The sequence below is a fragment of the Rugamonas fusca genome (assembly GCF_014042365.1).
In the GTDB taxonomy this organism is placed as follows: Bacteria; Pseudomonadota; Gammaproteobacteria; order Burkholderiales; family Burkholderiaceae_D; genus Rugamonas; species Rugamonas fusca.
Genome location: NZ_JACEZS010000004.1, coordinates 224,340 through 249,868, shown reverse-complemented (window position 1 = coordinate 249,868; position 25,529 = coordinate 224,340). Strand labels below are relative to the sequence as shown.

The window sequence follows — 25,529 nt, the reverse complement described above, 5'->3', positions numbered from 1 at the left end:
CGCCAGGCTCATGCCGGCGGTGGCGAAGACCAGGGGAAACAAGCCCCAGACCATGCCGTCGTTCAGATTGTTGACAAGCCCCGCTTGGCTGACACTGGACAGATTTCGATCGGTCAGCGAGGCACGGCGAAAAATTTCGCTTTGGCTTGGCAGTGCTAACCTGCCCCCAGCGTGGTGCGTTCGTACTTCGTGAGCCACAAAATGCCGAGTCTCGCGGACTACCAGCATCGAGAGCATCAAGCCGAAGATCACATAGATCACCCCGAGGTAGAAAGGTTGCGGCCGCAGTCCATAAAGAGACGCCAACCAGCCGGTGGCAAGCGCGCTCCCCGCCACCGCGAAGTAGCCTGCAAACTCGTTGAGTCCCATCGCAAGGCCACGCTGCTTTGGCCCAACCAGATCGATCTTCATGATGACGGTGGTAGACCAGGTAAGACCCTGACTCACGCCCAGCAACACATTGGCGGCGACGATCCAGTTCCAATCAGGTGCCCACATTAAGACAAAAGGAACCGGAATGGCAACCAGCCATCCGGCGACCAAGATGTGCTTGCGACCATGGCGGTCGGCAAGCCGTCCCGCGAAGTAATTGGTCAGCGCCTTGGTAACGCCGAAGACGACGATAAAGGAAAGAATAGCGGCCCGCGCCTTGATGTGGAACTCTCGCTCGGCAATAGCTGGTAGGATACTTCGCTCCAGGCCCACCATTGCGCCGACGAAGGCATTGACCAAAACCAGCAGTGAGAACTGCCCCAAGTTCTCACGCAGCCCGAGGCGAATGCCAGTCGTGTGCATAATTCAATTCTCCACGCCGAGGTAAAATCGCACCATGACTTCCATCTCGGTTGGTCATACATGGGGTTTGGAATATGTAAAAGACTCTATTCTATCCTCCAGCGCGGCCAACAAACATGCGCCTGGCCATTGGCTGGGCCGGCAAGGCCCTTGAAAGGCGCGATAGTGGGCGACAGCGCGTCATGCCGTGGCGTTTAGGCCCGCAGAAGTGATCAACGCGACCGTGATACAGAACGTGGCCAGCGCTGACCTGCACGTTGTGGTGGAGATGTGCAGGCCCTTCGATGCCGTCAAGAACTTGCGCCATATCAGTGCTGACACCTCCGATTTAGCACAGGCAGCGCCACGGAGTCGCCCGAGGTGTCCAAGACTCCAGTGATGGTCCGAACCGAAGCAGGAGCCTGTGACAAGTCCAACGTTACCAACAAGTGCGTGGGCTTGCCAATCGGACACGTGAGGGAATCTCTTCAATCAACCTTGTCGGCCTTCGCACAGTAGAAGAACCTCGTAGCCAAAACCCGCGACGCCTCCTGCAGTGAATGGAGCCGCCTACTGGAATGGCGCGACTATTTCCACGTACTGCACCGCTAGATCATGCCTATTGCGCTACCACAAAACGACAGCGCCGAAGGCAGCGGAATTGCCAAAACATGCACTCACCCAATCGCAGCAAACGAAAATGCGTTGCGGCCACCACGCTTTGCCCTGTACATTGCCCCATCAGCAGCTTTGAGTAGCGAGGCTGCACCTTCGCCGTCCGTCGGATAGATGGCGATGCCAATGCTGGCGGAAATAACCAACTCGTGCGGCCCAATCTCAAACGGTCGACAAATTTCATCCAGCATCTTTTGCGCCACTCGTGCCGCATCCTCCTTCCCGTTGATGTCATTGAGGATAGCGGTAAACTCATCGCCACCTAGACGTGCAACGGTATCCGATTCCCTAGCGCTCGCCGTGAGCCTTATGGCCGCAATCCTGAGCAGGTCGTCGCCAACATCATGACCAAATTCGTCGTTTATTTCCTTGAAGTGGTCGAGGTCGATGAAGAGCAAGGCCATCGCCAACTTGTTGCGGCGGGCGCGGACAATCTCCTGATGCAGACGATCCATAAACAGCGAGCGGTTCGGCAAGTCGGTGATTGGGTCGTGGTAGGCTCTGTGACGGATGAACTCCGCAGCCTGCTTGGCCTCGGTAATATCGTTGATAACTCCAACGTAGTGTTCAATACGGCCACACACCCACTCGGTGGGCGATGTCGCCACCGCTCAACTGCATGCCTATGAAGCCCGTGGTGATGCGCGACCAGCCACCAAGTGCGTTCAGGTTAACCGAAGCCGGTCCGCTGCCGCCCTTTTTGCCCGCCGTCAGGTGGTACGACGGGTCGGTCGCGATGGCATCCACTCTGTTGCCCGGCTTGGTGCGCGTGCATGCGCAGCTACAGCGTCTGCTGGTCCAGGGCGATGTAGGCCGCCATGGCGTTGAAGGCGGCGATGTACGCTTCCTTGAAGGCCATCGCCGCCTCGCCAGTAAAGCCCATGACCAGCATCACGAAGCCGTCCTTGGTCATCTTGACCATGCGCTGAATGTTGCCACGCCCATCAACATATTCATGCGGCTGAAAATTCAGCCGCATGAACTGGGCCGAACATTGCAGCTTGTCATAGGCTTGCAGCACGTTCTTGTGGCGCTTGCCGAAGCTCTTGGCCACAGTCAGCGAGTCCGTCACCAGCTTGTCGCCGTCCAGTTGTACGAGGTGGCGCGGCGCTGGTCGGAATCGGGCCGTTGGGCTTGCCGGTGGGGCTGGTGGTAGTTCTTCACCAGCTCGTCAAAGAAGTCGCGCCCCAGCATCTGCATGACGGTGGCAGGGATGCGGAACTCGCCGTTGCTGACAGCGACCGGCTGGCCGTTGGCGACGGCGGCCACGGAATCACTGGTGCCGTTGCCCAGCCTACGGATCATGCCGCCTTTGGGGATGCATTTGTTGTTGAGGGCCGCCTCGCTCAGCAGGCCCGGCACAGAGCCGCCCCAGCATCAGGTCGTGGACCGAGCTATCGTCGCTGAAGTTCGGTGTCAGCCCGCGAGGCAAGAAAATTGAATTGGTCTTGCATAGAAACGAAAAAATTTTCGTAGTCGAATGCCGAAATTTTTCCGGGATCACGAAAAGTGCGGCTACGCCCAGCGTCTGCACCGACCGTACCATGGCGACCAGCGTCGCAAAGGTGGAGGCTGCGACCGCTAGTACAACGTTTGTACTACCGACCACGAAGCGTGCAGCGCCACGTAGACGGCCGACGGCCATGCCGGTGCACGCCGTCACTGCACGGGCAAAGCTGACGCCGGGCGAAAGTGCCAACTTGACCATGACCAGCGCCGCAGCGGTAGCCAACCGGCTCAGAATTGAGCCGGTTGAACTCACGCGAACAATTCAAGCCCGCAGCACGTTCTTGTGCCGCTTGCCAAAGCTCTTGGCCACCATCAGCGCGTCCGTCACCAGCTTGTCGCCATCCAGTTGCACGAGGTTACGCGGCGCTGGTCAACATCGGCCCCTTGGGCTTGCCGGTTGTCCAGTGGTAGTTCCGACCAGCTCATCGGAGAAGTCCTGTCCCTGCGCCTATACTACAGCCGCAGGGATGCGGAACTCGCCGTTGCTGACGGCAACCGGCTGGCCGTTGGCGACGGCGGTCACGGAATCGCCGGTGCCGGTGCCCGGCCCCCGGATCATGCCGCCGTTGGCCAAGCAGTTATTGTTGAAGGCTGATTCGACCATCATGCTGTGGACAGCTCCGCCCTGGCGCAGGATGGAACGGGACGTCTCCCGCGTGGCTGGCCGAGATGGTCTATTGGAGCGGCTGCTGTGGTGCGTGGCTGGGCTGCGATTGGGTTGCCGAAGTCGCCGTACTACGTGGGGACGAGCAATTCACGGTTAGAGTCGGCAGCCGCTTTTATGCTGTCGGGCCAGGTCGTCTTGATGCCGTGGCGCAGGTCGGAGGCACCATCACCGCCGACCTGACGCGGCCCACCATCCTGCTCGACGCCCATGGCTTCACGGACGGCACCGGCACGCCCCCCCAGCTGAACCAAAGGCTGAACTGCTATCGGCCACGGGCAAACCAACACAGGTAGGCATGCCGGGTGCGGATGGTGCGGATAAGTGCCGTTTTTCATAAACTCTCCTATGTTTCGTTTCTAGGAAAAGTTTTGAAAATAGGGGTCTATCCGCACCATCCGCACCCGAGCTACTTTCTGCATGACGTCTGGCACTTACGCCGGGTCGGCAGTCCGTGAAAAAATACAAACCGCCGAAGCGCATGTAGCTGACAGCGCTCTACTCTGGCTGTTCCCTTTCGCCCTATCGACATCGCCGCCGTATCGCAATTTCCAGGGCGCCATATAGCGCCGATGGAAGCTGTGGCTATAATGAGCCACATGTGTCCACCAAAACTCACCCTGGTACCGCCTCCACCCAGCTTGAAGCTGGACGCTCTGTTGTCGCTGACCTGGCGCGACGGATCAGCGCTGCATGTAACAGGAATGGGAATACTGCTGGTGGATGCCACTGCACCGTACTTGGTCAATCCCTGCCAGCCAATTTCGTCGCCGATGAGCCTAATCCGCTCGTAGGACAAGTAGCAGCCCCCGACACGGTACGATCCCGGCGTTGCGGGAGTCAGCCTTGGTGCTGTAGCATGAGGGCTATCCTCTCCACCTGCGCCCGCCATGAAGCGTTCTCGCTATGCCGATCAACCAAGAGCCTACGCCATGCATCGCATGACAGTAGCGATTGATCGCATGATCGCCGCCACCACCCCGAAAGGCAAGCGCCGTGCTGCCCAGTGGGCCGCAGCATGGGGCGTAGCGTCTGGCAGCCCTGTTCCACACACCATTAGGCTACGTCCCCGACCGCAGCATAGTCCTGCCATATCCTCAGTGGGACTGGCCGCACCGAAGTAGCTGGACGGCATCCGCAGCATCCTGTCGATATCTAGAAATCTTGCGCAGGGCATGCATTTTCTTCAACCAAAGATGCCCGCGAAGTACCGAGTATTCACCCTGTGTTCGGGTCGCTCAAACTGCTATTCTGTATTCATGCAGGTAGCGCGCAAGTGGATCATTTGACTGGCTGATCATGGCTATGCGCCGCAACTGAGGGAGTTAATCATGACACACACACTGGCAGCCGTTTTTGAAAATCGTGCTGATGCAAACGGTGCCCGAGAGGCACTGATAGATGCCGGCTTTGATGTTGCATCCATTCAACTGAGCGATTCTGCTACCGTCGCCGGCGCCGCACAACAATTCGATGCTATCGTTAGCCCAACCGAAGCTGGCAATGCCATCACCGACAAGATTAAACACTTATTCAATAGGTACTTTGGCGCCGACTACCACGAACACCGTATTCATTCCGATGCTATAGAGCGGGAGTGTGTAGTCTTGACCATCCAGACAGTTGGCCGTAATCAAGCCAGAAACGCGAAGGTCATTGTTGATACCTTCGGACCGTTGGATATCAACCAGCAACACGGCCGATGGGGTGCTGGCGGGTTGGCTGACGTCGAGATGGAGCAAGGCAGTACTTTCATTCCTCAGCCGGACACTGGCTTGAAACAAAGTTCACCGCTACAGCGAGACTTGTCGCAAACAGCGCAAAGAGGGGGGCAGGAAATGGTACAACCTACGCAGTCCGGGTCCTTTACTTCTCAGCAGGGTATGCAGGAGGCGGGGGCAATGCAGCGTACTGTGCCCGAAGCGGAGTTACCCCAAGGCGCGGCCTCCCGGCTCGATAACAGCAGACGCTTACCGCCCAATCAGGGCAGCTTGAACATTCAGCGTGGCGACAGCCTAGGCATCAGCGAGGACACGTACTTCCGCGCACACTGGCTGGACACTTTTTCCTATATGGGTGGTACTTATCAAGAGTATGACCCAGCGTATCGATACGGTGCATCGATGGCGAACCGTGCAACTTATCAAGGCAGCGCTTGGGAGGATGCCGAAACGGAATTGCGCGAATCCTGGAAGCGCGACTATCCGGCATCACGCTGGGACATGGTAAAAGAGGCGGTACGTGCAGGATGGGTGCGCATGACGAAATAGTTTTTTGGTTTAAACACCATGGCCAGCATCTCGAGGCCACGCGCCGTGCAGGAAACGCTAACGCTGGGCGTTCCGTCTAGCGTGACCCCGACCAGCACCGCAGCAGCACCCTAGCGGTAGTGGTCAGTATCGGCCCCTTGGACTTGCCGGTGGGCGTGAGGTAGTTCCGTACCCATTCATCGAAGAAGTCCCGTCCTAGCGCCTATAGGACAGGCGCAGGACACCGAACACACCGTTGTTGACGGCGACCGGCTGATCATTGGCGATGGCGGCCTGGGAATCGCTGGTGCCGATTCCCGCCCCCTGGATCGTGCTGCCGTTGGCGATGCGTCTTTTGTTGAAGGCCGATGCGCCCAGCAGGCTGTTCAACGTGCAGCCCTGAATCAGGTCGTGTACCGGGCTGCTGTTCATCGCGGTCGGGTCCAAGCCCGTGCCGGACAGGTTGTAGCCGTTCAGGTTGTCGGGCTAGTTGCCCACGTTCGTGAGCGGCCGCCTTGGCGCGGCATGGCGCGAGCGTCACCCACGTGGCTGGCCGGAATGGTCGGGTAGCGCTACTGTGGTGGCTGGCCTGGCTGGATGGGATAGCCGTAGGCGGCGTAGCGAATAGGAGCGATCAGGCCGAGGTCAGCGTAGGCCGCCGCCTGGATGCTGTTCGGGCGGGCCGTCTCAATGCTATGGTGCCGGACGTGGCGCGCATGAGCGGCATGGGCCGCTACATGGTGCTGGGCGGTTGCAAATCTGATGTTTTCCCCTACCTGTCCTATCAGGGTAAGGCGAGATGCCGAACGCTTCCCTTATTCTGACCCGATTAGAAGGTCGTTGTTAGGGCAGGTCAGAACTTACACTTCTCAAAGTTCTAATAAGCTCCTCTGCGGCACTTCTTGGCCAACCTCGAAACTCAATATCCGCTTCCCGAGCAATCCGCCTCGTCAATTGGAACGCAAAATGCCCGTCCGGGGCGCGCTGGATTGGGGCGACTCCTTCAGTCGGTGCTGGCGACGCCAACGGGTCAGCATTCAATGTGGACATGATGAGCCTTCGGTTCTTGCCACGTTTGCAGTACGCCTGTTGAGTTTAAAGCCACTTCGTACTTAGTCAAGACAATTGCGATGGCGGCCATCAACACTTCGATGGACAGGGCGCCAATCCCTCCGGGGCCGGACGTCGCCAGCACCATAAATACCGCAACCAAGAGGAGCCTAACACAGCCCTTGTCCGCGACCGGCATCATTGGCAGCCTGGCATCCAGTTGCCCGGCACGGTTCCATCCTCTCGACCATCCTGGCCTGCGTCCCGCTGAACCGCAAGCATGTCGGCCGAGGACGATATAGTGTTCGACATAATGTACGCGATGGCGACAACGTCCTCCACAGTGACAGAGAACGTCCCGGTCCCCAGCCATGACGACAGTGCGAAAGAGAATGGAACCATAGGGTTCCGTCCGGCCATCGCTGCGGTCAATGCAACTAGCGCGGTGTTCAACGGCACGCCGAAGTCGGCCAATAGCGCAGCAGCAAAAAAAACGCCATGTGACGCCGATAACTTCTGCGCGGTCAGCACGAGCAGCTCATCCCGAATTTGCCTTGTTTCCATGTCTGGCCTCCTTACCAGACTCTGGCACGTCGCCAAGGGAGTATATTGAGGCCGATCAACCCCTACGCACGTAGCGTTGGGCACGCGCCCGTATTCCACCATATTCGAGAATGACCATGTCAAATTCCCCGGTCAGCGCGGTACCAAACTCGGCGCCCCCCCACAAACGCGCCGCAGCGTATGTGCGAATGTCAACAGAGCGGCAGAACTATTCGATCCAACACCAACGCCACGCAATCAGCGAATATGCCTTGTGCCACGGCCTCGAAGTCATCAAGACCTACGCGGACAGTGGCAAGAGCGGCTTGCGAATAAATGGTCGAACCGGACTCAAGAACCTGATCGATGATGTCTTGTCTGGTTCGGCCGATTTTGAAATTATTCTGGTCTACGACGTGAGCCGCTGGGGACGATTTCAAGATGCGGACGAGAGCGCTTACTACGAGTTCATCTGCCGCCGCGCTGGCATCAGTGTTGTCTACTGCGCAGAGCTTTTTGCCGACGACGACTCCCCCATGGGGGCAGTGCTAAAAAGTCTAAAGCGCCTGATGGCCAGCGAATACAGCCGAGAGCTGTCCGCAAAAGTGTTTGCGGCGCAGTCCAACTTCACCCTCATGGGATTCAAACAAGGTGGCCACGCGGGCTATGGCTTAAGACGCCTTGCAGTCGATCAGGCCAGGAACAAAAAAACCATCCTGCGCCAAGGAGAGAGGAAGCCTGCGCAAACCGACCGCGTAGTTCTAGTCCCCGGCCCTGGCGACGAGGCCGAGGTGGTCCATTCCATCTACGATTGGTATACCCGACACAAATTGGGCGACTCGCGCATCGCAATGATGCTCAACGTAGCCGGCATACCAAGCGAATCGGGAAAGCCATGGACGAAGAAAATAGTCCGTAGCGTGCTGACCAACGAAAAATACATCGGAAACGCCGTTTACAACCGGACGTCCTACAAGCTGAAAAAACATCCTGTCAAAAATCCTCACCACATGTGGATCAGGAAAGATGCCGCCTTTCCTGCACTCGTGCCCGCCCCCGTATTCGACATGGCCCAAGCGGAGCGCCAGCAAAGGCATCGATGCTACACTGACACCGAACTGCTAGACATATTGCGGGAGGTACACGCCAAACATGGAAAGGTCACGGCCGTGCTGATTTCGGCGAGAGGCGCCGCTCCGACACCACAGACATTCAAATACCATTTCGGCACCTTGGCAAACGCCTACTCGCTCGCGGGGGTGGCCTGCGAGGAGAACTTTTCGTATGTTGAATCGCGTCGTGCGCTCCGAGCAGTCCGCTCGAATTTGGTAGCCAAGGCGATAGAACTCATCGCCTTGGCCGGTGGCAACGCCGCACCCACTGATGACCAATACACGTTGCGAGTCAACGAAACACTGACGCTCAAAATTATGGCCATCCGATGTCAGCGCGAAGGCGGCGGTCTTCTACGTTGGAGGCTACGCCTAAGCCAAGCCGCCAACGCAGACTTCGTCATTGCGGCACAAATGGACGAGGCCAACCGACATATTCTTTGCCTCTACCTACTGCCCATGGCTGACTTCAACGGCAATTGGCTTCCGCTACCATCAAGGCTCGATGCTCCGAGTGGCTTGGCCCTCCATCGGCATGCGATACTGGAGAGCATGTTCGGAAGGATGAGTGACGGCATTCCTGTTGCGGCCCGCGCCGTATAATCTGCCGGAAAATTTTTCCCAAATTCTCGGGGGTGCCATGCGCGTTCTGATCCACATACTTCGTGTCGCTACCATCCGTGCCATTGACCGCCTCGCCAATGTCCTGGCGATAAGCCGAGACGTGCAGCGCAGCGGGCCAGCCAACCACTACCCGGATTTTCTCTATCCTGAACGGGATGGCCGCGCTGAGCTTGGCAAGGAGCGCCGCTTTTACGCCGGCAATGACAGTATCCGCATCACGACTGCTGATGGGGAACTGTGGATCTTCCCCGATGGCCACCGCCTTCTGCTGCCACGCCCGCAAAAATAAATAACGGCCAATACAATGCAGGCGGACGCCGTCGCGACATTGGCAGTACTAACTACGAGAGACATAGCCAGCGTGACCACGGCCAGCACCGCCCTGCCCGCGACATGTAGCATTGGCCCGTTGGGCTTGCCAGTCGGCTGGTGGTAGTTCCGTAACAGCTCGTCGAAGAAGTCCCACCCCAGCGCCTGTACGACAGCGGCAGGGACACGGAACTCGCCATTGCTGACGGCGACCGGCAAGCCAGCGACAGAGTCCACGGAATCGCTGGTGCCGTTCCTTGGCGCCTGGATCATGCCGCCGTTGGCATTGCCCGATGACTTGGCGATAGCGCCCAGCAGGCTTTGCAATGCGCCGCCCCGCATCAGGTCATGAACCGGGCTGTCGTTCAACACGGTCGGAGCCAGCCCCATGCCGGACAGGTTGTAGCTGTTCTGGTTATCCGGCTCGTTGTCCAGATTGATGAAGCCGCCGCCCTAGCGCAAGTTGGCGCGGGCATCACCTGCACGGTCAGCCGGTACGGCCTGGTAGCACAGCGGCGTTGCTTTTGTCGGGCTGCACGAAATTGCCGCACTTGTCATATTTGGCCGGACCAACCAGACCGCCATTCGCGTAAGCCGCTGCTTTGATGCTGTCGAGGCGAGTCGTCTCGATGCTGGCACGCTCACCCGTGCTGGGGGGGGGCCGACATTGGCGGCACGGGGCACAAGGTCGTGCAGGCCGGTGGCAAGCTGGGCGCTTGTCCCACCCGCCCCACCTGCCCCACTGGTGGCGCGCTCAGGTCTTGGCCGGGCGTGAAGCCGATCCCGGTACGCCTATTCTGCACGTCCATGATACCGAAGCCCAGGTTGGCCGCTCCTGGCTGCCGGCAATTGTGGGCGACTGTGTTCAGGTCCGGCGCGACGTGCATGCCGCCCGCATCAGCTCGTCGGCAATCGGCACGACGACCGACACGGCGGCGAGGACTTCACCGCGCAATCTTATACCGCGCCGCTGGGCAACGTAATCGCGCTCAATTTGCAGGCGTCCGGCGCTATCAACACTGACATCACTGAGGCGGCCACCGCCCAAGACACGAAGGACGGCCTTACTCAGGATCAGGCGGGTTTGAGTGAGGCAGCCAGCGCCGCCAGCACTCGGAACGCCGTCACGACATGGGTTGCGGCCTGCGCCAAGAGCGCGACGGCCAACGACAGCCGCACAGCCAGCACGAACCGGCTAGCCGACACGTCAGAAACGGCCATGACCAGTGATGCAGCCACGGGTGCAAACGCGGCCAGCGCGACCCAGCTCATAGCGGCCAGCGCCTCAGCCTGCGTCCGCATAACAAAAAGCCCGCTATTTAGCGGGCTATCTGCTTAAACCTAACCGATCAGCTATCTCATTCAATCTCATCGGCTTTGAGGGGTTGTTTGGGGGGTAGGCCAAACAACTTCATTTTTTCCCTCTTGTGTTGGCGGAGACGGTGGGATTCGAACCCACGATACAGGTTTTGCCCGTATGCTTCCTTAGCAGGGAAGTGCCTTCGGCCACTCGGCCACGTCTCCTAGTCGATTTCTCAACTATGTCTTTCTAACCAAACCGCGCTAGAGCAGACGACCGCCATAGTATAGACCGTCGTCTGTTTGGTCAAGGTTAGTGACGATTTTTTTTCGAAATATTTACGCTTTTTCCAGACCGAACGCTTTATGCAGCGCGCGCACGGCCAGTTCCATGTATTTCTCGTCGATCAGCACGGAAATCTTGATCTCGGAAGTCGAGATCATCATGATGTTGATGCCCTCTTCCGACAGCGTGCGGAACATCTGCGAGGCCACGCCCACGTGGCTGCGCATGCCCACACCCACCACGGAGATCTTCGACACCTTGGCGTCGCCCTGGAAGCTGGCGGCGCCCAGCTCTTCCTTGCACGCGGCCAGCACGTCCATCGCCTTGGCGTAGTCGTTGCGCGACACGGTGAAGGTGAAGTCGGTCTTGCCATCGACGGACTGGTTCTGGATGATCATGTCCACTTCGATGTTGGCGTCGGCCACCGGGCCCAGGATGTGGTAGGCCACGCCTGGACGGTCCGGCACGCCCAGCACGGTGATTTTGGCTTCGTCACGGTTGAATGCGATGCCGGAGATGACTGCTTGTTCCATGTGTGTATCTTCCTCAAACGAAATCAGGGTACCCGAGTTGGCTTCTTCTTCCAGGTCTATCATGGGGTCGGTCAGCGACGACAGCACGCGCGTGGGGACGCGGTAGTTGCCGGCGAACTCCACCGAACGGGTCTGCAAGACTTTCGAGCCCAGCGATGCCAGTTCCAGCATTTCCTCGAACGTGATGGCTTTCAGGCGGCGCGCTTCCGATACCACGCGCGGGTCGGTCGTGTACACGCCGTCCACGTCGGTGAAGATCAGGCACTCGGACGCCTTCATGGCGGCGGCGATGGCCACGGCCGAGGTATCCGAACCGCCACGGCCCAGGGTCGAGATGTTGCCATGCTCGTCCACACCCTGGAAGCCGGTGATGATGACGATCTTGCCGGCGTCGAGGTCACGACGCACTTTCTCGTCGTCGATCGACTGGATACGGGCCTTGGTAAAAGCGGAATCGGTTTTAATCGCCACTTGCCAGCCAGCGTAGGACACGGCTTGCTTGCCCAGCGCCAGCAGCGCCATCGACAGCAGGCCGACCGACACTTGCTCGCCCGTGGAGGCGATCATGTCCAGTTCGCGGGGATCAGGCTGGGCCTGGATTTCCTTTGCCAGCGCGATCAGACGGTTGGTTTCGCCCGACATTGCCGATGGCACCACGACGATCTGGTGTCCGGCGTCATGCCATTTGGCAACGCGACGCGCGACGTTCTTGATACGGTCCGTCGAACCCATCGACGTACCGCCGTATTTGTGCACGATTAAAGCCATAACAGTGAGTTTTCCGCTCAAATAGGAATAAATGGAGCCCTTTACTGTACATGCCGCACTGCAAAATAACAAGACAAAAACCGCATAAAATCATACTGTATCGGCATATCTACATGCAAAATTGCGTGAATGAAAGCTTGTCTATACAGACTCCCAGCGTAAGGCGATGCGCTGGCCTGCCTCATCACTGACATGACGGCAATCCATGCCCAGCCCGGCCGCGTACAGCACATCGGCGGCCGTGCGCACCACGGGTAAGCGGCCGCGTTCCCAGGCGGGAATCCCACACTCTTGGTAGTGGTATTTCAGCGGCCGGGTAGAACGGTTGGGCGCCAGTTTGAGCCGCTCGCCGCCGCGCCGGAATTCGATCACCAGCGCCTGGGCACGCAGCCAGTCGGGCGCGAAGCCCTGGTCGGCCCGGTCGAAATGGAGCACACCGCCGTAGGCCGGGAAAGCCTGCGACGCTTCGCCCTGCCACACAAAATCCTGGCCGGGACTCTGGTCGAACTGATCCTCCCGCGTGCCGGGCAGGTCGGCCAGCTTGGGCGTCAGGTACAGCCGGTCGCGGTGGCGCCGCACGTGGCAGTCGGGGTGGGTAACGAGCAACTGGGCGTCGTAGCGCGCTTCCAGCAGCTGGGTCACCATCTCGGACAGCCACGCCGTGCTGGGCATGCGCAACTGGCGTGTGCCGAACCAGTGGCGCAGCAGGTTATAGCTGCGGTCCAGGCTCAGCTGGCGCAGGTGGCCGATGTCGATGCAGTCGCCATCGAGGCAGGCGGCCAGGTCTTGCTGCGCGATTTCCGTCAACAGCCGCTGGGCCGATTGCGCATGCGCGGCGCTGCGCGCGAAGCGCTGCTGGAAACCGGGGAACGCTTGCGCCAGCGCCGGCATCACCTGGTGGCGCAAGGCGTTGCGGGCGAAACGGGGATCCGAGTTCGATTCATCGTTCACGTAGGCGATGCCATGCTCGGCCACGTAGGCTTCCAGTTGCGGACGCGAAGCCGACAGCAGCGGGCGCGCCATCAGCAAGGTGTCGTTGTCGAGCAGACCGGGGGCGGCGTTGGCCGCGTCCATGCCGGACAGGCCGGCCGGGCCGGAGCCGCGCAGCAGTTGCAGCAGCACCGTCTCGGCCTGGTCGTCCAGGTGATGCGCCGTCAGCAGCAGCGTCACGCCGTGCTCGCGGCACATGCCGCCCAGCGCTGCGTAACGGGCCTTGCGGGCCGCCGCTTCCGTGCCCGTGCCGGCCGCCGGATCCAGCTGCACGCGGCGCGCGGCGAATGGCACGCCCAGCGCGGCACAGGCCTGTTCGCAGTGCGCTTGCCACGCATCGGCGTTGGGGCTCAGGCCGTGGTGGACGTGGAACGCGTGCAGCGCGGCGCCGTGCTCTTGCGCCCACGCGTGCGCCAGGTGCAGCAGCGCGGACGAGTCGAGTCCGCCGCTCAGGGCGACGGCCATGCGGGCCGCGCCCTGCCCCATCGCGTCCAGCGTCTGGACAAAGGTAGAAGCGAGCGTGGGAATTTGTTGCTTGCTCAATCGGCGCTCCAAAAACATAGGCAAAAAGAAAAATCGGGGACGTACCCCGGTTTTTCGCGAAAGAAAAACCGGGGTACGTCCCCGATTTGTTTGGGTGGAAAGGATTACTCCTGCGGCGTGGTTTCCTTGAACTTGCCGTAGCTCATCAGCTTTTCGTGGCGCGCGGCCAGCAGGTCCTTGGTCTTCATGCCGTGGAACTGGCGCAGCGAGTCGGCCAGCGCACGCTTGAGCAGCGTGGCCATCTGCTTGGGATCGCGGTGGGCGCCGCCCAGCGGTTCATTGACGATCTTGTCGATCAGGCCCATGGCTTTCAGGCGGTGCGCCGTCAGGCCCAGCGCTTCGGCCGCGTCGGCGGCGCGCTCGGAGGTCTTCCACAGGATGGAGGCGCAGCCTTCGGGCGAGATCACGGAATAGGTCGCGTACTGCAGCATCAGCACGGCGTCGCCCACGGCGATGGCCAGCGCGCCGCCGGAACCGCCTTCACCGATGATGGTGGCGATCAGCGGCACTTTCAGTTCCGCCATCACGTACAGGTTGTGGCCGATCGCTTCGGACTGGCCGCGCTCTTCCGCGTCAATGCCGGGGAAGGCGCCCGGCGTGTCGACGAAGGTGAAAATGGGGATGCCGAATTTTTCGGCCAGCTTCATCAGGCGCATGGCCTTGCGGTAGCCTTCGGGCTTGGGCATGCCGAAGTTGCGCATGGCGCGTTCCTTGGTGTCGCGGCCTTTCTGGTGGCCGATCACCATGCAGGCCTGGCCGTTGAAGCGGGCCAGGCCGCCCACCACGGACAGGTCGTCGGCGTAGCTGCGGTCGCCGTGCAGTTCATGGAAGTCGGTGAAGATCTCGTTCACGTAGTCCATGGTGTACGGGCGCTGCGGGTGGCGCGCGATCTGCGCGACCTGCCAAGGGGTGAGCTTGGCGTAGATATCCTTGGTCAGCTGCTGGCTCTTCTTGGCCAGGCGGTCGATCTCCTCCGAAATATCGACGGCCGAATCGTCTTGCACGAAGCGCAGCTCTTCGATCTTGGAATCGAGTTCCGCGATCGGTTGCTCGAAGTTGAGGAAAGTCGTTTTAGTCATTGTACCTCCGTGTTTTTGCTCAGCCAGGCGAACGAAAAAAGACCGCGCCCGGCGATTAGAGTCATTATTCTACAGGAACCGGGTCCAGACTACGCCATAAGTACCAGGTGGCCACCGTGCGCCATGGCTCCCAATTGGCCGAAACCTCGCGCGCGTCGCTGCGCGAGACGGGTTCGCCGGAAAAATAATTGACGCTGATCCCCTGGATCAGGCCCGCATCGTCCAGCGGCAGGACATTGGGGCGCAGCAGGTTAAAGATCAGGAACATCTCGGCCGTCCAGCGCGTGATGCCGCGGATTTGCACCAGCTCGGCGATCACGGCTTCGTCCTCCATCTGGTCCCACTGGCTGGCGTGCACGCGGCGCGCCTTGAAATGGTCGGCCAGGTCGAGGATGTATTCGGTCTTGCGCTTGGACAGGCCGCAGCCGCCCAGTTGCTCGGCGCCGGCCTTGAGCACCTGGGCCGGGGTGCACTTGGGGCAGGCCAGCAGCAGCTTGCCCCAGGCCGCGTCGGCCGCCTTGGTGCTCACTTGCTGCCCCACGATGGATCGGGCCAGGGTGGTGAACGGGTCGTCATGGCCGACCAGGTGCAGGTCGCCAAATTGCGGGATCAGCTTCTTCATGATGCGGTCCCGCTTCATCAGCTCGATCTTGGCGTCTTCCCAGTACGGCGGCACGGCCGCTGTCGCAGCCGCGGCAGCGCCGCCCACGTTCATCTCCTTGGCGGGAACCATTATGCGCGGCGCCAGTTGGTGCTGCCGTCAGGCTTGTCTTCGAGGATGATGCCGGCCGCCAGCAACTCGGCGCGAATCGCGTCGGATTCGGCGAAGTTGCGCGCCTGCTTGGCGGCCTTGCGGCGCGCGATGGCGTCGGCGATGGCCGCTTCATCGAGGCCGCCGGCCTCGCCCACGCTGGCCTGGCGGAACTGCTGCGGCGTGCGTTCGAGCAGGCCGATCACGCCGGCCAGACCCTTGAGCTGGCGCGCCAGCACGGGCGACCTGGTCTTGTTCAGCTCCGTGGCCAGGTCGAACAGCGCGGCCACGGCCAGCGGCGTATTGAAGTCGTCGTCCATCGCTTCGGCAAAGCGCTTGGCGTGTTCCTCGTTCCAGTCCAGCGGCAAGCCGTCGCCATCGACGCCGTCGAGCGCCGTGTACAGGCGCGTCAGGGCGCCGCGGGCGTCGTCCAGGTGGGCGTCCGAGTAGTTGAGCGGGCTGCGGTAGTGGGCGCGCAGGATGAAGAAGCGCACCACTTCGGCGTCATACTTCTTCAGCACGTCGCGGATGGTGAAGAAGTTGCCCAGCGATTTGGACATCTTCTCGTTATCGACGCGCACGAAGCCGTTGTGGATCCAGTAGTTGACCATGGTGTGGCCAAACGCGCCTTCGGACTGGGCGATCTCGTTCTCATGGTGCGGGAACTGCAGATCGGCGCCGCCGCCGTGGATGTCGAACTGCTCGCCGAGCAGCGCGCACGACATGGCCGAGCACTCGATGTGCCAGCCCGGACGGCCCTTGCCCCATTTCGAGTCCCACTTCACTTCGTCCGGTTCCGATTCCTTGGACGACTTCCACAGCACGAAGTCGAGCGGATCGCGCTTGCCCGTGTTGACATCCACGCGCTCGCCGGCGCGCAAATCGTCCAGCGACTTGCCCGACAGGCGGCCGTATTGGGGGAAGTTGCGCACGGCGTAATTGACGTCGCCGTCGGCGCCCTGGTAGGCCAGGTCCTTGCTTTCCAGTTTTTCGATCAGGGCCAGCATCTGCGGCACGTACTGGGTGGCGCGCGGCACCTGGGTCGGCGGCAGGATGCCCAGCGCCGTCGTGTCCTCGTCCATGTATTGGGTGAAACGGGCCGTCAGCTGCGAGATCGATTCGCCGTTCTCCACGGCGCGCTTGATGATCTTGTCGTCGATGTCGGTGATGTTGCGCACGTAGTTGACGTCGTAGCCGCTGGCGCGCAGCCAGCGGTAGATCACGTCGAAGGCCATCATCATGCGGGCGTGGCCGATGTGGCAATAATCGTAGATGGTCATGCCGCAGACATACATGCCCACTTTGCCGGCCACCATGGGAACGAAGGTCTGCTTGTCACGCGCCAGCGTGTTGTAAATCTTTAAATTGCTCATCGCACTCTTGCTGTTATGCAGGCACCGGCCAGTCGGCAATACGGCGCCGTAGCGCCCACACTGGAGGGTGGGGCGCCGGCACGCGGGTGATTACCATGGAAACTGACGGGGTCCTCGTTATTGTTCTTTTTTCCAACCTTGTCGGGTTAGAATGGAACGTCGTCGTCAAGTATAGCATTGATAAAATCCCGGCTGGCCCGATATACCTTAGGTTTTTTGCAGCACCCTGAGAATATTCAAGTACTTTCCTTTTTAGCACATCCCATCTGACCAGGAATCCAACATGCTTTCCACCCTGCAACAACGCCTGCCCACCATCGGCAAATTCATGAGCCTGTTCGCGGGCGTGGCCCTGTCCGGCGCCGTGCTGGCGGCCGACGCCACGCCGCAAGTGTCGATGAAAACGACCATGGGCGAGATTGTCGTCGAACTCGACCACGACAAGGCGCCCAAGACGGTGGACAACTTCCTCCAATATGTGAAAAGCGGCCACTACAAGGGCACCATCTTCCACCGCGTGATCGACGGCTTCATGATCCAGGGCGGCGGCTTCGACAAGAACCTCAAGCAAAAGCCGACCAAAAAGCCGGTCCAGAACGAAGCCAACAACGGTTTGACCAACGCGCCCTACACCATCGCCATGGCCCGCACGGCCGATCCCAACTCGGCCACGTCCCAGTTCTTCATCAACGTGGCCGACAACGAGGCGCTCAACTACCCGGGCCGCGACGGCTTCGGTTACACCGTGTTCGGCAAGGTGGTCAAGGGCCAGGACGTGGTCGACAAGATCAAAGGCGTGCTGGTGGATGACAAGGGCATGTTCCAGAATGTGCCCGTGGTGCCGGTGGAGATCACCTCGGCCACGATTTTGAAGACCCCCGTGCAGCCAAAACTGTAAAATAGCGGTTTGCCCGGCCAGGCGCACGCCGCACCGGGCCAGTACCTGGAAGTTGTTTCAAAATGACCATGGCTAGGCGTGGCGCCGAAGACAGTGCGCCTGCACGGCAAGGCGCCACAACGACGCCATGGGCTTTTTGAAATGACTTCTTGAATAACAACTCACACATGGATGCCTTATGACCACCGTTATCATCACCACCAACCTGGGCAAGATCACCGCCGAACTGGACGCTGAAAAAGCACCGAAGACGGTCGCCAACTTCCTGGCCTACATGAACGCCGGCCACTACGACAACACCATCTTCCACCGCGTGATCGACGGTTTCATGATCCAGGGCGGCGGTTTCGAGCCAGGCATGAAGCAAAAGCCAGCCGACACCACGGTGGAAAACGAAGCCAAGAACGGCCTGAAGAACGAGCCCTACACCCTGGCCATGGCCCGCACCTCGGCCCCGCACTCGGCCTCGGCCCAGTTCTTCATCAACGTGAAAAACAACAGCTTCCTGGACTACCCAGGCCAGGACGGCTGGGGCTACGCCGTGTTCGGTAAAGTGACCGACGGCACCGACGTGGTGGACGCGATCCGCAAAGTCAAGACCACCCGCAGCGGCATGTTCGCCGACGTGCCAGTGGAAGACGTGATCATCGAAAAAGTGGAAGCCGCCGCCTAAGCGTCAAGCGTCGCTTCAACCAGGGCCGCCGCACCAATGGCGGCGGCCTTTCCGGATTCCCGCAATGCCCACACCGCACCCGCTCGCCCTGTTCATCTCCGACCTGCATCTGCAAGCGTCCCACCCGCACACCACCAGCGCCTTCCTGGATTTCCTGGAACAGCACGCCCGCCATGCACGCGAACTCTATTTGCTGGGCGACCTGTTCGAATACTGGGCTGGTGACGACGACCTGCACGATCCCTATCACCAGCAGATTATTGAAGCGCTGCGCCGCGTGGCCGACGCCGGCGTGGCCGTGTACTGGATCGCCGGTAACCGCGACTTCCTGGTCGGCGCCGGCTTCGCGCAAGCGGCCGGCCTGACCCTGCTGCCCGAAATCCACGTGGCCACCATCGCCGGCCAGCGCGTGGCGCTGCTGCACGGCGACGCCCAGTGCACGGACGACAGCAAGTACATGGCATTTCGCGCCATGGTGCGCCAGCCCCAGTGGCAGCAGCAGTTCGTGGCCATGCCGCTGGCCCAGCGCAAGGCCATCATCGCCGGCATGCGCGAGCGCAGCCGCGAGGACCAGGGCAACAAATCCTACGAGATCATGGACGTGGCGCCGCCGGCCATCGACAGCGTGTTCGCCGCCACCGGCGCGCGCATCATGATCCACGGCCACACCCACCGCCCCGCCCTGCACACGGTGGGCGACAGGCGCCGCTACGTGCTGCCGGACTGGGAGCCGGACGCCACCCCGCCGCGCGGCGGCTGGATCGCCATCGACGCGCAAGGCGCCATCACGCGCCACAAGCTGGACGGCACGCTGGACGCCTGAGCACGCACCAGTATTGCAGCTTTGCCATCAGCGTGACTTTCGCCTGCGTGCTGCCTATAATCGCTTGCATATGCTGACCGTCCCGCACAACGCCCGCCCAGCCCTGCTGGCAACATTCCTGCTGCTGGGGACTAGCGTCGCCGCATCGGCCTCGCCCATCGTCACGGTCAGCTGGCGTGACAAGCCGCCCTACCACTACCTGGAAAACGGCATGCCCAAAGGCTTCCTGCTCGAACGCACGCAAGCCATCTTCGCCGCCGCCGGCATCGCCACCCGCCTGGCGCCCGAGCCGCAGAAGCGGATCTGGGCCAATTTCAGCCACGGCGCCACCAATTACTGCTCGTTCAGCTGGTATCGCCTGCCCGAACGCGAGGCCGTGAGCCAATACACGCTGCCCATCTCCATCGATCCGCCACACAGCGTGCTGGTGTCGGCCGACGCGCTCGAACGGGTAAAAAGCCACGCCACGCTGGCCGCGCTGCTGGCGGACCAGCAATTGACGCTGGGCGTGGTCGATGGCGTGTCCTACGGCCCGGAACTGGACGCCATGATCGCCCGCAGCGCCAATAAGATCATGCGCCGCACGGTCGACACCACCTCCATGATGCGCATGCTCAGCGTGGGGCGCGCCTCATTCATGCTGGTGGACCGCGAGGACTGGGAGTACGTCCACCGCCGCGAACCCATCCTGCGCTCGACCACCCGGCTGGACTTTCCCGACATGCCGCCGGGGCTGAAACGCTACATCGTGTGCAGCCGCGACATCTCGCCCCAGGTGATGGACAAGATCAACCAGGCCATCACGGCCACCGGCGGCGCCGTGCGCAGCACGCAAGGGGCCGACGACGAGCGCAGGGCGCGCCAGCATCCCTGACCCGCGCGCCCCCTCATTGGCCGCCGAACTCGCGCCGGTAGCGGCTCGGTGTGGTGCCCAGAGCCTTGCCGAAATGCTGGCGCAATGACAGCGCCGAACCGAATCCCGCCAGCTCCGCCACCCGCTCCACCGGATGTGCGCTCGTCTCCAGCAGTTGCCGCGCCAGGGCCAGCCGCTGCGCCAGCAGCCATTGCAGCACCGTCGTTCCCGTCACCTGCCGGAAGCGGCGCGTGAAACTGCGGCGGCTCATCAGCGCGCGCGCAGCCAGCGTATCCAGGTCATGCTGCCGGTGCAGATGGCGGCCCAGCCAGTCCAGCAGCGCCAGGAAGCGCTCGCCGCCCGCCGCATCAGCCATCGGCCGTTCCACGTACTGGGCCTGGCCGCCCTGCCGGTGCGGAGGCACCACCATGCAGCGCGCCACGTGGCTGGCCACGGCACTGCCGCACAAGGTGCGCAGCAGGTGCAGGCAGCAATCGATGCCGGCCGCCGTGCCGGCCGAGGTCAGCACGTCGCCATCGTCCACGTACAGCACGTCCGGCTGCACATGCACGCGCGGGTAGCGGCGCGCCAGCGCTTGTGTCCCTTGCCAGTGCGTGGTGGCGGGACGCCCGTCCAGCAAGCCGGCCGCCGCCAGCACGAACGCGCCCAGGCACAAGCCCACCACGCGCGCGCCGCGCGCATGGGCCGCGCGCAAGGCCCGCAACAGCGGGGGCGGCGGCACGTCGTCCGGGCTGCTCCAACTGGGCACGATCACCGTATCGGCCCGCGCCAGCGCGGCCAGTCCGTGGCGCACCTGGATGTCGAAGCCCGCGCTGGTGCGCAGCAGGCCACGCTGTTGGGCACACACCAGCAAGGCGATGCGCTGGCCGCCCTCGTTGCAGTCCGCGCCGAACACATTGCACGGCACGGACAGGTGAAAAGGACTGATGCCGTCGAACGCCAGCACGGCGATGGTATGGGTTTGCATGCGGCTCCCGGCCAGTTGAATGATTGGCCCGATTATATCGAACATGCATATTCAGGCCACTGGCGGCGCAATCTGCCAGCGGCCACACTACCGCCATGGACCGCCGCATGGTGCGCGGCTCCTTCAACGCAAAGGGAAAACAGCATGCAAGTGATCAGAAGCCGCGAATTCACGGCCAGCCGCGCCTGGGGCGCGATCGACATCGCCACCATGAACGGCATCTCCAGCCGCCTGCACTGGACGGACCAGCCGTTCGAATGGCACGTCAACGATGGGGAGGAAGTGTTCGCCGTGCTCGATGGCACGGTCGAGATGTTCTACCGCGAGGCGGGCGAGGAAGGCAGCGCCCTACTGCACGCGGGCGACGTGTTCTTCGCCGGCGAGGGCTGCGCCCACGTGGCCCACCCGCGCGGCGAGGCGCGCGTGCTGGTCATCGAACGGGCCGTGGAGCGCTGAAGCGTTGCGAAGTCAGCGGACGCCGCTCATGGCTGAATTCAGACGGCGGATCAGCGCCGCGTTCATGTCGCGGGTGGCGCCATTCCAGCGCGCCATGGTGCGATCCAGTTCGGGATACAGTTCGCGGGCCAGTGCCGCGTCGCCTGTGGTGGCCGCCCAGATGGCAAATTCGGCGCGGGCGGCGAAGCTGCCAAAGCGCGCCAGCGCGAATTCGAATTCCGCCTTCGCCTCATCCTGGCGCCCCGCACCGGCCAGCGCCTGCGCCAGCAGCAGCGACACTTGCTCGGCGCGGAAATTGGGATCGCGCTGGCGAATCAACTCAAGGTGGCCGACGGCGGCCTGCGCCCGCTTGCTGGCCACGTTGGCGCGCGCGGCGCCATAACGGATCTCCAGGTCGCCAGCGAACGGGCCTTGCAGGCACGCCTCGTAACTGGCGGTGGCGCCATCGGCATCGCCCGCCTCCAGTTGGGCGGCGGCCAGGCGCATCTGGTTCTGTGCGGTGGGGGTATAGTCGAAGGCGGCGCGCGCCTCGCGCAGTTCGCGCGTGGGGTCCAGCGAGCGGGCGGCGGCGGCCACCACCTTGCGGGCGCCATGGTCCAGGCGCGAGTTGGGCAGGTAGATCGCCACGAAATATACGATGCTGCCCAACATGGGAAACGAGAACAGGATCAGCAGCCAATACATCTGCTGCCCGCTGCGGATCACGTGCACGGCGAAGAACAACGCCACCAGCACGTGCAAACCTATACCAAAAATCGCCATGACTGCCCTATCTGAAAAATCGATGGGGCCGATTGTAGAACCTCTGCCCGGTGGCGACAACCTGCATCACCACCGGGCCGGCATCGCCCGTCCCGCTCAAGCCCGCACCGTGCCGATGGCACGCTGGCAGACGGCCATCTGGCAAGCCAGGCGGCCAAGGAAGGCGCCGTTGAACATACCGAACACGATGCACACGGCCACCACGAACAGCGAGTTCTCGCGGGCAGCGGGCAGCACCGCCAACAGCACGGCCACTGCGTACTTGGTGCAGAAGATGGCCATCATCAGCGCCAGCGGCAGCCAGCTGCCGCGCAGGCGGATCGCGCCGCTGGCCGCAGAATAGGAGATGCTGCCGCTGTCAAAATTGCGCCATACGAGGCCGGCGCCGATCAGCGCACCGATCCCCCAGCCGGCGGCCACCAGGCCGTCGAAGCCGAATTTGTTGTTGATATCGAGCCAGGACAGCACCAGCATCACGGCGGGGATGATGACCAGGTTACGCATGGTCACGTCACGGTCAGCGCTGGCGGCCATGCCGCGCGAGATCAGGAAAGCCAGGATGAACCAGACATACAGTGGGGTGTGGCTGACGATTTGCTGCAACATGGTGGACTCCGTTGGTTTGTTGAAGAAGTGATACCACTATGCCCCGTCCACGTCGTCCAAAGGAGCCGAAGCGACAAAATGCGGATACTGCGGCGCCAACTGCATCCAGGCGGCGCCAAACGCCACCGCCAGCGTCACTACCGGTGTCAGGTCTGTCATTCGGACAGTCGATAAGACTCTTTGAGTTTTCTCAATACGCGCCTCTTCGATCGTTGAAATAGACACGCCAGGAGTTGCTTACCATGTGAGAGTTCGTCATCGATTGATGAACCTCAAGGGGAATGCCCGCGTGTCCAAATGACAGACCTGACACCGATTCGAACACCGATTCGCCGATACGCGAGCGACCTCAAAATGCCCAGCGCAAACGCGCGGCGACTCTGCCGCCCAGCGGCGACAACGCCCGTTCCGACTTGGCTGCACCGTTCTGGCGCAAGGCGGACAACATCAACGTAAGGCGGCTCGAATAACGGTAGTCAGCCGTCCCATGCCAGACCTTGCTGCGATCGTCCTGGCCCACATAGATGCCGCCGCCAAACTCCCAGCCGCCCACCGTCTGCGCCAGCGACACGCTCAGGTAGCGCCGTCGCGCGCCCTGGCTGGTTAACATTTGGGCGACCTGCGCCTGCATGCCCTTGCGGGCCGCATCCGGCAGTGGCATCTCCCCATTGCGCGCGATGAGCGCCTGCATGGCACCATATTGGCCATCGGACAGGCCCCGGCCATCGTACGCATACTCCAATTGCAGCTTGGGCAGCGGGTCAAATGCCCAGGTCATGCCAACCGTGGCGCGCGTGTAGCGTCGGCCATCGTCAGCCCGCCAGGGACCGGGGCCGGCATCGCCGTCAACGGCCGGCGTCAGCAAGGATGGGAGGATCGGACGCTGTGTGCCCAGCGCCGTGTAGGCCGATCCATACCATGACAAGCTGTCTCCCGCGGCTCCGCTCAGCGCCATGCCCGCCCCGCGCGATTCGCCATTGGCGCGGCGCAGCAGCAGGCTGGCGCTCAGTTGGTCAAACTCGTATCCCAGCTTGATGATGGCCTGCTCCACGCCACGGTTGTAGCCATCCGCATGGCGCCGCGCGTCCTTGCTGTAGATGGCGGCCGCGTTGGCCCGCGCGCCCGTCCAGCTCAACACCACCATCGGCAAGCCTTCGGATTGGCCCAGCGTGTCGAGCGGATCGCTCAAGTCGGTGCGCTTTTGCAGGAACCCCAGCGGCTGATTGACGAACCCGGGATCGAGCGCATACAGCCGCTTGCCCGCCGAAAGCGTTACACCCGGCGACAACGCGAACACGCGGTTCACTTCCTGCACGGTCGCCGTGAAGCCGGTGTGATCGCCATCGATATCGGTGTGGCGGAGTTCGACGCGGGCACGCCACGTGATGTCGTGGCAGCGCCCTTCCAACAATGCGGCAAGCGTTGTCTTGCGGGCGGGGATGCCGAGAAAATTGTCGATGTTGAGCGGCGTCGTTTGCAAGTGCACCGCCTCCTGGCCGCCCAGGACAAAACCTCCGACCCAATCCGCCCCCTCGTCGGCATGCGCGCCGCCGCATAGCAGCACGCCCGCTATCACTACCGGCAGCCGCACGCTCATTGTTCCAGGCTGCGTGGATTGAAGGTGTTGGCCGGGAATGCCACGCTGCGGATCTTTTCATACACCACCCGCGTTTCGTCGTCCGGCAATTGCGGATCAAGGTAACGTGTGGTTGGCGGCAGGCCGCCGCTGGCGGCGTCGAACACGGCCACCTTCAGCAGCTTGCCGCTGGCCACATGCAGCATGGCCTTCAACGGCACGTATTGGCCATGCTGCCGTCCCACCAGCAGCGTGATGCGGGTGTAGGTGGCCGCCTCGTTCCTGCTGCGGAGATCAAGCGCCAGGCAATCGGCCGCGCAGCCGGGCGGCGTCTCGGCGAGCGTGGCATCGTAATCGTTGGCGAAGCTGATGCGCGCCAGGTCGCCGATGGACGCCTTGCCGCGCAAGGTCTGCAACGGCGTCAAGCGGATCGCCCGGCGCGTGCGCGGCGCGTAGAAGAAGATGCCGCCGTCCGTGGTGAGGAACTTCTCGCCGCGCTGATCCACGCTGGTCGCTTCCACCAGCGCCTGATTGCGATTGGCGCCGCGCACCACGTAGGTGCCCGGCTCCTGCTCCTTGCCGCCCTGGACGGGGACAATGCGCACGGCGGCTTCGAAACTGTCCAGCGGCAGGCGGTAATGGTCCACCTGACGCAAAATCTCCTGCGCCGATGGGGTGGCGGAGAACGCGGGCGACGCGGCCAGCACACCCGCCAACAACAAGCAGCGCAATGCACCACGCATCATGGTCAATCACATAAAGT

General features: G+C 61.9%; 29 protein-coding genes and 1 tRNA gene. 8 read left to right on the top strand and 22 right to left on the bottom strand.

Annotated features, from left to right (window positions below; all coding sequences use genetic code 11):
- From H3H36_RS07490 to H3H36_RS07460, 8 genes are all read right to left on the bottom strand, one after another.
- A partial coding sequence (locus tag H3H36_RS07490; RefSeq protein ID WP_182215836.1) for an MFS transporter occupies positions 1–795 on the bottom strand: 795 nt, incomplete at its 3' end.
- Between the two features lie 656 nt (positions 796–1,451).
- A complete protein-coding gene (locus tag H3H36_RS07485; protein WP_182215834.1) occupies positions 1,452–2,057 on the bottom strand; it encodes a GGDEF domain-containing protein in 606 nt (201 codons plus the stop codon).
- 173 nt (positions 2,058–2,230) lie between these two features.
- A complete protein-coding gene (locus H3H36_RS07480; RefSeq protein WP_220459676.1) occupies positions 2,231–2,521 on the bottom strand; it encodes a Rha family transcriptional regulator in 291 nt (96 codons plus the stop codon).
- Positions 2,518–2,754, bottom strand: coding sequence for a hypothetical protein (locus tag H3H36_RS07475; RefSeq protein WP_182215831.1), 237 nt, complete (start codon positions 2,752–2,754; stop codon positions 2,518–2,520). The genes H3H36_RS07480 and H3H36_RS07475 overlap by 4 nt, the downstream gene beginning before the upstream one ends.
- Positions 2,744–3,211: a hypothetical protein gene (locus H3H36_RS07470; RefSeq protein WP_182215828.1), complete on the bottom strand. Its 468-nt coding sequence runs from the start codon at positions 3,209–3,211 to the stop codon at positions 2,744–2,746. Before H3H36_RS07470 ends, H3H36_RS07475 begins: the two co-directional genes overlap by 11 nt.
- Positions 3,212–3,220: 9 nt before the next feature.
- The gene (locus tag H3H36_RS26660; protein ID WP_220459675.1) at positions 3,221–3,310 is read right to left on the bottom strand and encodes a Rha family transcriptional regulator; all 90 of its coding nucleotides are present in this window, start codon (positions 3,308–3,310) and stop codon (positions 3,221–3,223) included.
- 96 nt (positions 3,311–3,406) lie between these two features.
- A complete protein-coding gene (locus tag H3H36_RS07465; protein ID WP_182215826.1) occupies positions 3,407–3,565 on the bottom strand; it encodes a hypothetical protein in 159 nt (52 codons plus the stop codon).
- Positions 3,566–3,693: 128 nt separating this feature from the next.
- Positions 3,694–3,960: a hypothetical protein gene (locus H3H36_RS07460; RefSeq protein WP_182215824.1), complete on the bottom strand. Its 267-nt coding sequence runs from the start codon at positions 3,958–3,960 to the stop codon at positions 3,694–3,696.
- A gap of 993 nt (positions 3,961–4,953) precedes the next feature.
- Here H3H36_RS07460 and H3H36_RS07455 point away from each other — a divergent pair.
- On the top strand, positions 4,954–5,892 hold the full coding sequence (locus H3H36_RS07455; RefSeq protein ID WP_182215822.1) for a hypothetical protein: 939 nt from the start codon (positions 4,954–4,956) through the stop codon (positions 5,890–5,892).
- A 195-nt stretch (positions 5,893–6,087) separates the two neighbouring features.
- Here H3H36_RS07455 and H3H36_RS07450 read toward each other — a convergent pair whose 3' ends face one another.
- Both H3H36_RS07450 and H3H36_RS07445 read right to left on the bottom strand, forming a co-directional pair.
- Positions 6,088–6,303 (bottom strand): hypothetical protein, encoded by a 216-nt coding sequence (locus H3H36_RS07450; RefSeq protein WP_182215819.1) that lies wholly within the window; start codon positions 6,301–6,303, stop codon positions 6,088–6,090.
- Between the two features lie 816 nt (positions 6,304–7,119).
- Entirely contained in the window at positions 7,120–7,485 is a 366-nt protein-coding gene (locus H3H36_RS07445; RefSeq protein ID WP_182215817.1) for a hypothetical protein, read from the bottom strand.
- A gap of 116 nt (positions 7,486–7,601) precedes the next feature.
- Here H3H36_RS07445 and H3H36_RS07440 point away from each other — a divergent pair, with 116 nt between their 5' ends.
- Positions 7,602–9,179: a recombinase family protein gene (locus H3H36_RS07440; RefSeq protein WP_182215815.1), complete on the top strand. Its 1,578-nt coding sequence runs from the start codon at positions 7,602–7,604 to the stop codon at positions 9,177–9,179.
- Positions 9,145–9,489 carry a hypothetical protein gene (locus tag H3H36_RS07435; protein WP_182215813.1) on the top strand — a complete coding sequence of 115 codons (345 nt, stop codon included), beginning with the start codon at positions 9,145–9,147 and terminating at the stop codon, positions 9,487–9,489. Before H3H36_RS07440 ends, H3H36_RS07435 begins: the two co-directional genes overlap by 35 nt.
- Positions 9,490–10,583: 1,094 nt before the next feature.
- Here H3H36_RS07435 and H3H36_RS07430 read toward each other — a convergent pair.
- From H3H36_RS07430 to cysS, 7 genes are all read right to left on the bottom strand, one after another.
- Complete coding sequence (locus H3H36_RS07430) at positions 10,584–10,781, bottom strand: hypothetical protein (RefSeq protein WP_182215811.1); 198 nt, start codon at positions 10,779–10,781, stop codon at positions 10,584–10,586.
- Positions 10,782–10,940: 159 nt separating this feature from the next.
- A tRNA-Ser gene (locus H3H36_RS07425) sits at positions 10,941–11,033 on the bottom strand.
- 114 nt (positions 11,034–11,147) lie between these two features.
- On the bottom strand, positions 11,148–12,395 hold the full coding sequence (locus tag H3H36_RS07420) for an aspartate kinase (RefSeq protein WP_182215809.1): 1,248 nt from the start codon (positions 12,393–12,395) through the stop codon (positions 11,148–11,150).
- Positions 12,396–12,536: 141 nt separating this feature from the next.
- Positions 12,537–13,928: a tRNA lysidine(34) synthetase TilS gene (gene tilS / locus H3H36_RS07415; RefSeq protein WP_229219788.1), complete on the bottom strand. Its 1,392-nt coding sequence runs from the start codon at positions 13,926–13,928 to the stop codon at positions 12,537–12,539.
- Positions 13,929–14,032: 104 nt separating this feature from the next.
- Positions 14,033–15,007 carry an acetyl-CoA carboxylase carboxyltransferase subunit alpha gene (locus H3H36_RS07410; RefSeq protein ID WP_182159502.1) on the bottom strand — a complete coding sequence of 325 codons (975 nt, stop codon included), beginning with the start codon at positions 15,005–15,007 and terminating at the stop codon, positions 14,033–14,035.
- 64 nt (positions 15,008–15,071) lie between these two features.
- Positions 15,072–15,740, bottom strand: coding sequence for a DNA-3-methyladenine glycosylase family protein (locus H3H36_RS07405; RefSeq protein WP_182215807.1), 669 nt, complete (start codon positions 15,738–15,740; stop codon positions 15,072–15,074).
- Complete coding sequence (cysS, locus tag H3H36_RS07400; RefSeq protein ID WP_182215805.1) at positions 15,740–17,131, bottom strand: cysteine--tRNA ligase; 1,392 nt, start codon at positions 17,129–17,131, stop codon at positions 15,740–15,742. Before cysS ends, H3H36_RS07405 begins: the two co-directional genes overlap by 1 nt.
- A 283-nt stretch (positions 17,132–17,414) precedes the next feature.
- Between cysS and H3H36_RS07395 the strand changes: the two genes are divergently transcribed.
- From H3H36_RS07395 to H3H36_RS07380, 4 genes are all read left to right on the top strand, one after another.
- A complete protein-coding gene (locus H3H36_RS07395; RefSeq protein WP_182215803.1) occupies positions 17,415–18,029 on the top strand; it encodes a peptidylprolyl isomerase in 615 nt (204 codons plus the stop codon).
- A 178-nt stretch (positions 18,030–18,207) separates the two neighbouring features.
- Complete coding sequence (locus H3H36_RS07390; protein WP_182215801.1) at positions 18,208–18,702, top strand: peptidylprolyl isomerase; 495 nt, start codon at positions 18,208–18,210, stop codon at positions 18,700–18,702.
- 64 nt (positions 18,703–18,766) lie between these two features.
- Entirely contained in the window at positions 18,767–19,525 is a 759-nt protein-coding gene (locus H3H36_RS07385) for a UDP-2,3-diacylglucosamine diphosphatase (RefSeq protein ID WP_182215799.1), read from the top strand.
- Positions 19,526–19,595: 70 nt separating this feature from the next.
- Positions 19,596–20,399: a transporter substrate-binding domain-containing protein gene (locus H3H36_RS07380; RefSeq protein WP_182215797.1), complete on the top strand. Its 804-nt coding sequence runs from the start codon at positions 19,596–19,598 to the stop codon at positions 20,397–20,399.
- Between the two features lie 13 nt (positions 20,400–20,412).
- Here the strand turns inward: H3H36_RS07380 and H3H36_RS07375 are convergent, their stop codons facing one another.
- Complete coding sequence (locus H3H36_RS07375; protein WP_182215794.1) at positions 20,413–21,366, bottom strand: helix-turn-helix domain-containing protein; 954 nt, start codon at positions 21,364–21,366, stop codon at positions 20,413–20,415.
- Positions 21,367–21,510: 144 nt separating this feature from the next.
- On the opposite strand from H3H36_RS07375, the gene H3H36_RS07370 reads away from it, so the two are divergent.
- Positions 21,511–21,822, top strand: coding sequence for a cupin domain-containing protein (locus H3H36_RS07370; RefSeq protein WP_182215792.1), 312 nt, complete (start codon positions 21,511–21,513; stop codon positions 21,820–21,822).
- A 12-nt stretch (positions 21,823–21,834) separates the two neighbouring features.
- Here the strand turns inward: H3H36_RS07370 and H3H36_RS07365 are convergent, their stop codons facing one another.
- The 4 genes from H3H36_RS07365 to H3H36_RS07350 all read right to left on the bottom strand — a co-directional run bounded on the left by H3H36_RS07365 (position 21,835) and on the right by H3H36_RS07350 (position 25,512).
- Positions 21,835–22,584 carry a tetratricopeptide repeat protein gene (locus tag H3H36_RS07365; RefSeq protein ID WP_182215790.1) on the bottom strand — a complete coding sequence of 250 codons (750 nt, stop codon included), beginning with the start codon at positions 22,582–22,584 and terminating at the stop codon, positions 21,835–21,837.
- A gap of 96 nt (positions 22,585–22,680) precedes the next feature.
- The gene (locus tag H3H36_RS07360) at positions 22,681–23,190 is read right to left on the bottom strand and encodes a DUF6622 family protein (RefSeq protein ID WP_182215787.1); all 510 of its coding nucleotides are present in this window, start codon (positions 23,188–23,190) and stop codon (positions 22,681–22,683) included.
- A gap of 349 nt (positions 23,191–23,539) precedes the next feature.
- Positions 23,540–24,787, bottom strand: a complete 1,248-nt coding sequence (locus H3H36_RS07355) for a hypothetical protein (protein ID WP_182215785.1) — start codon at positions 24,785–24,787, stop codon at positions 23,540–23,542.
- A complete protein-coding gene (locus H3H36_RS07350; RefSeq protein ID WP_182215783.1) occupies positions 24,784–25,512 on the bottom strand; it encodes an outer membrane lipoprotein-sorting protein in 729 nt (242 codons plus the stop codon). Before H3H36_RS07350 ends, H3H36_RS07355 begins: the two co-directional genes overlap by 4 nt.
- Positions 25,513–25,529 lie beyond the last annotated feature (17 nt).

Excerpts from the sequence above, each read along its gene's own strand:
- H3H36_RS07410 (WP_182159502.1), bottom strand. The coding sequence starts at position 15,007 with ATGACTAAAACGACTTTCCTCAACTTCGAGCAACCGATCGCGGAACTC.
- H3H36_RS07460 (WP_182215824.1), bottom strand. The coding sequence starts at position 3,960 with ATGAAAAACGGCACTTATCCGCACCATCCGCACCCGGCATGCCTACCT.
- H3H36_RS07475 (WP_182215831.1), bottom strand. The coding sequence starts at position 2,754 with ATGATCCGTAGGCTGGGCAACGGCACCAGTGATTCCGTGGCCGCCGTC.
- H3H36_RS07420 (WP_182215809.1), bottom strand. The coding sequence starts at position 12,395 with ATGGCTTTAATCGTGCACAAATACGGCGGTACGTCGATGGGTTCGACG.
- H3H36_RS07375 (WP_182215794.1), bottom strand. The coding sequence starts at position 21,366 with ATGCAAACCCATACCATCGCCGTGCTGGCGTTCGACGGCATCAGTCCT.
- H3H36_RS07355 (WP_182215785.1), bottom strand. The coding sequence starts at position 24,787 with ATGAGCGTGCGGCTGCCGGTAGTGATAGCGGGCGTGCTGCTATGCGGC.
- H3H36_RS07430 (WP_182215811.1), bottom strand. The coding sequence starts at position 10,781 with ATGAGCTGGGTCGCGCTGGCCGCGTTTGCACCCGTGGCTGCATCACTG.
- H3H36_RS07455 (WP_182215822.1), top strand. The coding sequence starts at position 4,954 with ATGACACACACACTGGCAGCCGTTTTTGAAAATCGTGCTGATGCAAAC.
- H3H36_RS07390 (WP_182215801.1), top strand. The coding sequence starts at position 18,208 with ATGACCACCGTTATCATCACCACCAACCTGGGCAAGATCACCGCCGAA.
- H3H36_RS07465 (WP_182215826.1), bottom strand. The coding sequence starts at position 3,565 with ATGATGGTCGAATCAGCCTTCAACAATAACTGCTTGGCCAACGGCGGC.
- cysS (WP_182215805.1), bottom strand. The coding sequence starts at position 17,131 with ATGAGCAATTTAAAGATTTACAACACGCTGGCGCGTGACAAGCAGACC.
- H3H36_RS07405 (WP_182215807.1), bottom strand. The coding sequence starts at position 15,740 with ATGGTTCCCGCCAAGGAGATGAACGTGGGCGGCGCTGCCGCGGCTGCG.
- H3H36_RS07350 (WP_182215783.1), bottom strand. The coding sequence starts at position 25,512 with ATGATGCGTGGTGCATTGCGCTGCTTGTTGTTGGCGGGTGTGCTGGCC.
- H3H36_RS07370 (WP_182215792.1), top strand. The coding sequence starts at position 21,511 with ATGCAAGTGATCAGAAGCCGCGAATTCACGGCCAGCCGCGCCTGGGGC.
- H3H36_RS07395 (WP_182215803.1), top strand. The coding sequence starts at position 17,415 with ATGCTTTCCACCCTGCAACAACGCCTGCCCACCATCGGCAAATTCATG.
- H3H36_RS07385 (WP_182215799.1), top strand. The coding sequence starts at position 18,767 with ATGCCCACACCGCACCCGCTCGCCCTGTTCATCTCCGACCTGCATCTG.
- H3H36_RS07440 (WP_182215815.1), top strand. The coding sequence starts at position 7,602 with ATGTCAAATTCCCCGGTCAGCGCGGTACCAAACTCGGCGCCCCCCCAC.
- H3H36_RS07380 (WP_182215797.1), top strand. The coding sequence starts at position 19,596 with ATGCTGACCGTCCCGCACAACGCCCGCCCAGCCCTGCTGGCAACATTC.
- H3H36_RS07360 (WP_182215787.1), bottom strand. The coding sequence starts at position 23,190 with ATGTTGCAGCAAATCGTCAGCCACACCCCACTGTATGTCTGGTTCATC.
- H3H36_RS07445 (WP_182215817.1), bottom strand. The coding sequence starts at position 7,485 with ATGGAAACAAGGCAAATTCGGGATGAGCTGCTCGTGCTGACCGCGCAG.
- H3H36_RS07450 (WP_182215819.1), bottom strand. The coding sequence starts at position 6,303 with ATGAACAGCAGCCCGGTACACGACCTGATTCAGGGCTGCACGTTGAAC.
- H3H36_RS07365 (WP_182215790.1), bottom strand. The coding sequence starts at position 22,584 with ATGGCGATTTTTGGTATAGGTTTGCACGTGCTGGTGGCGTTGTTCTTC.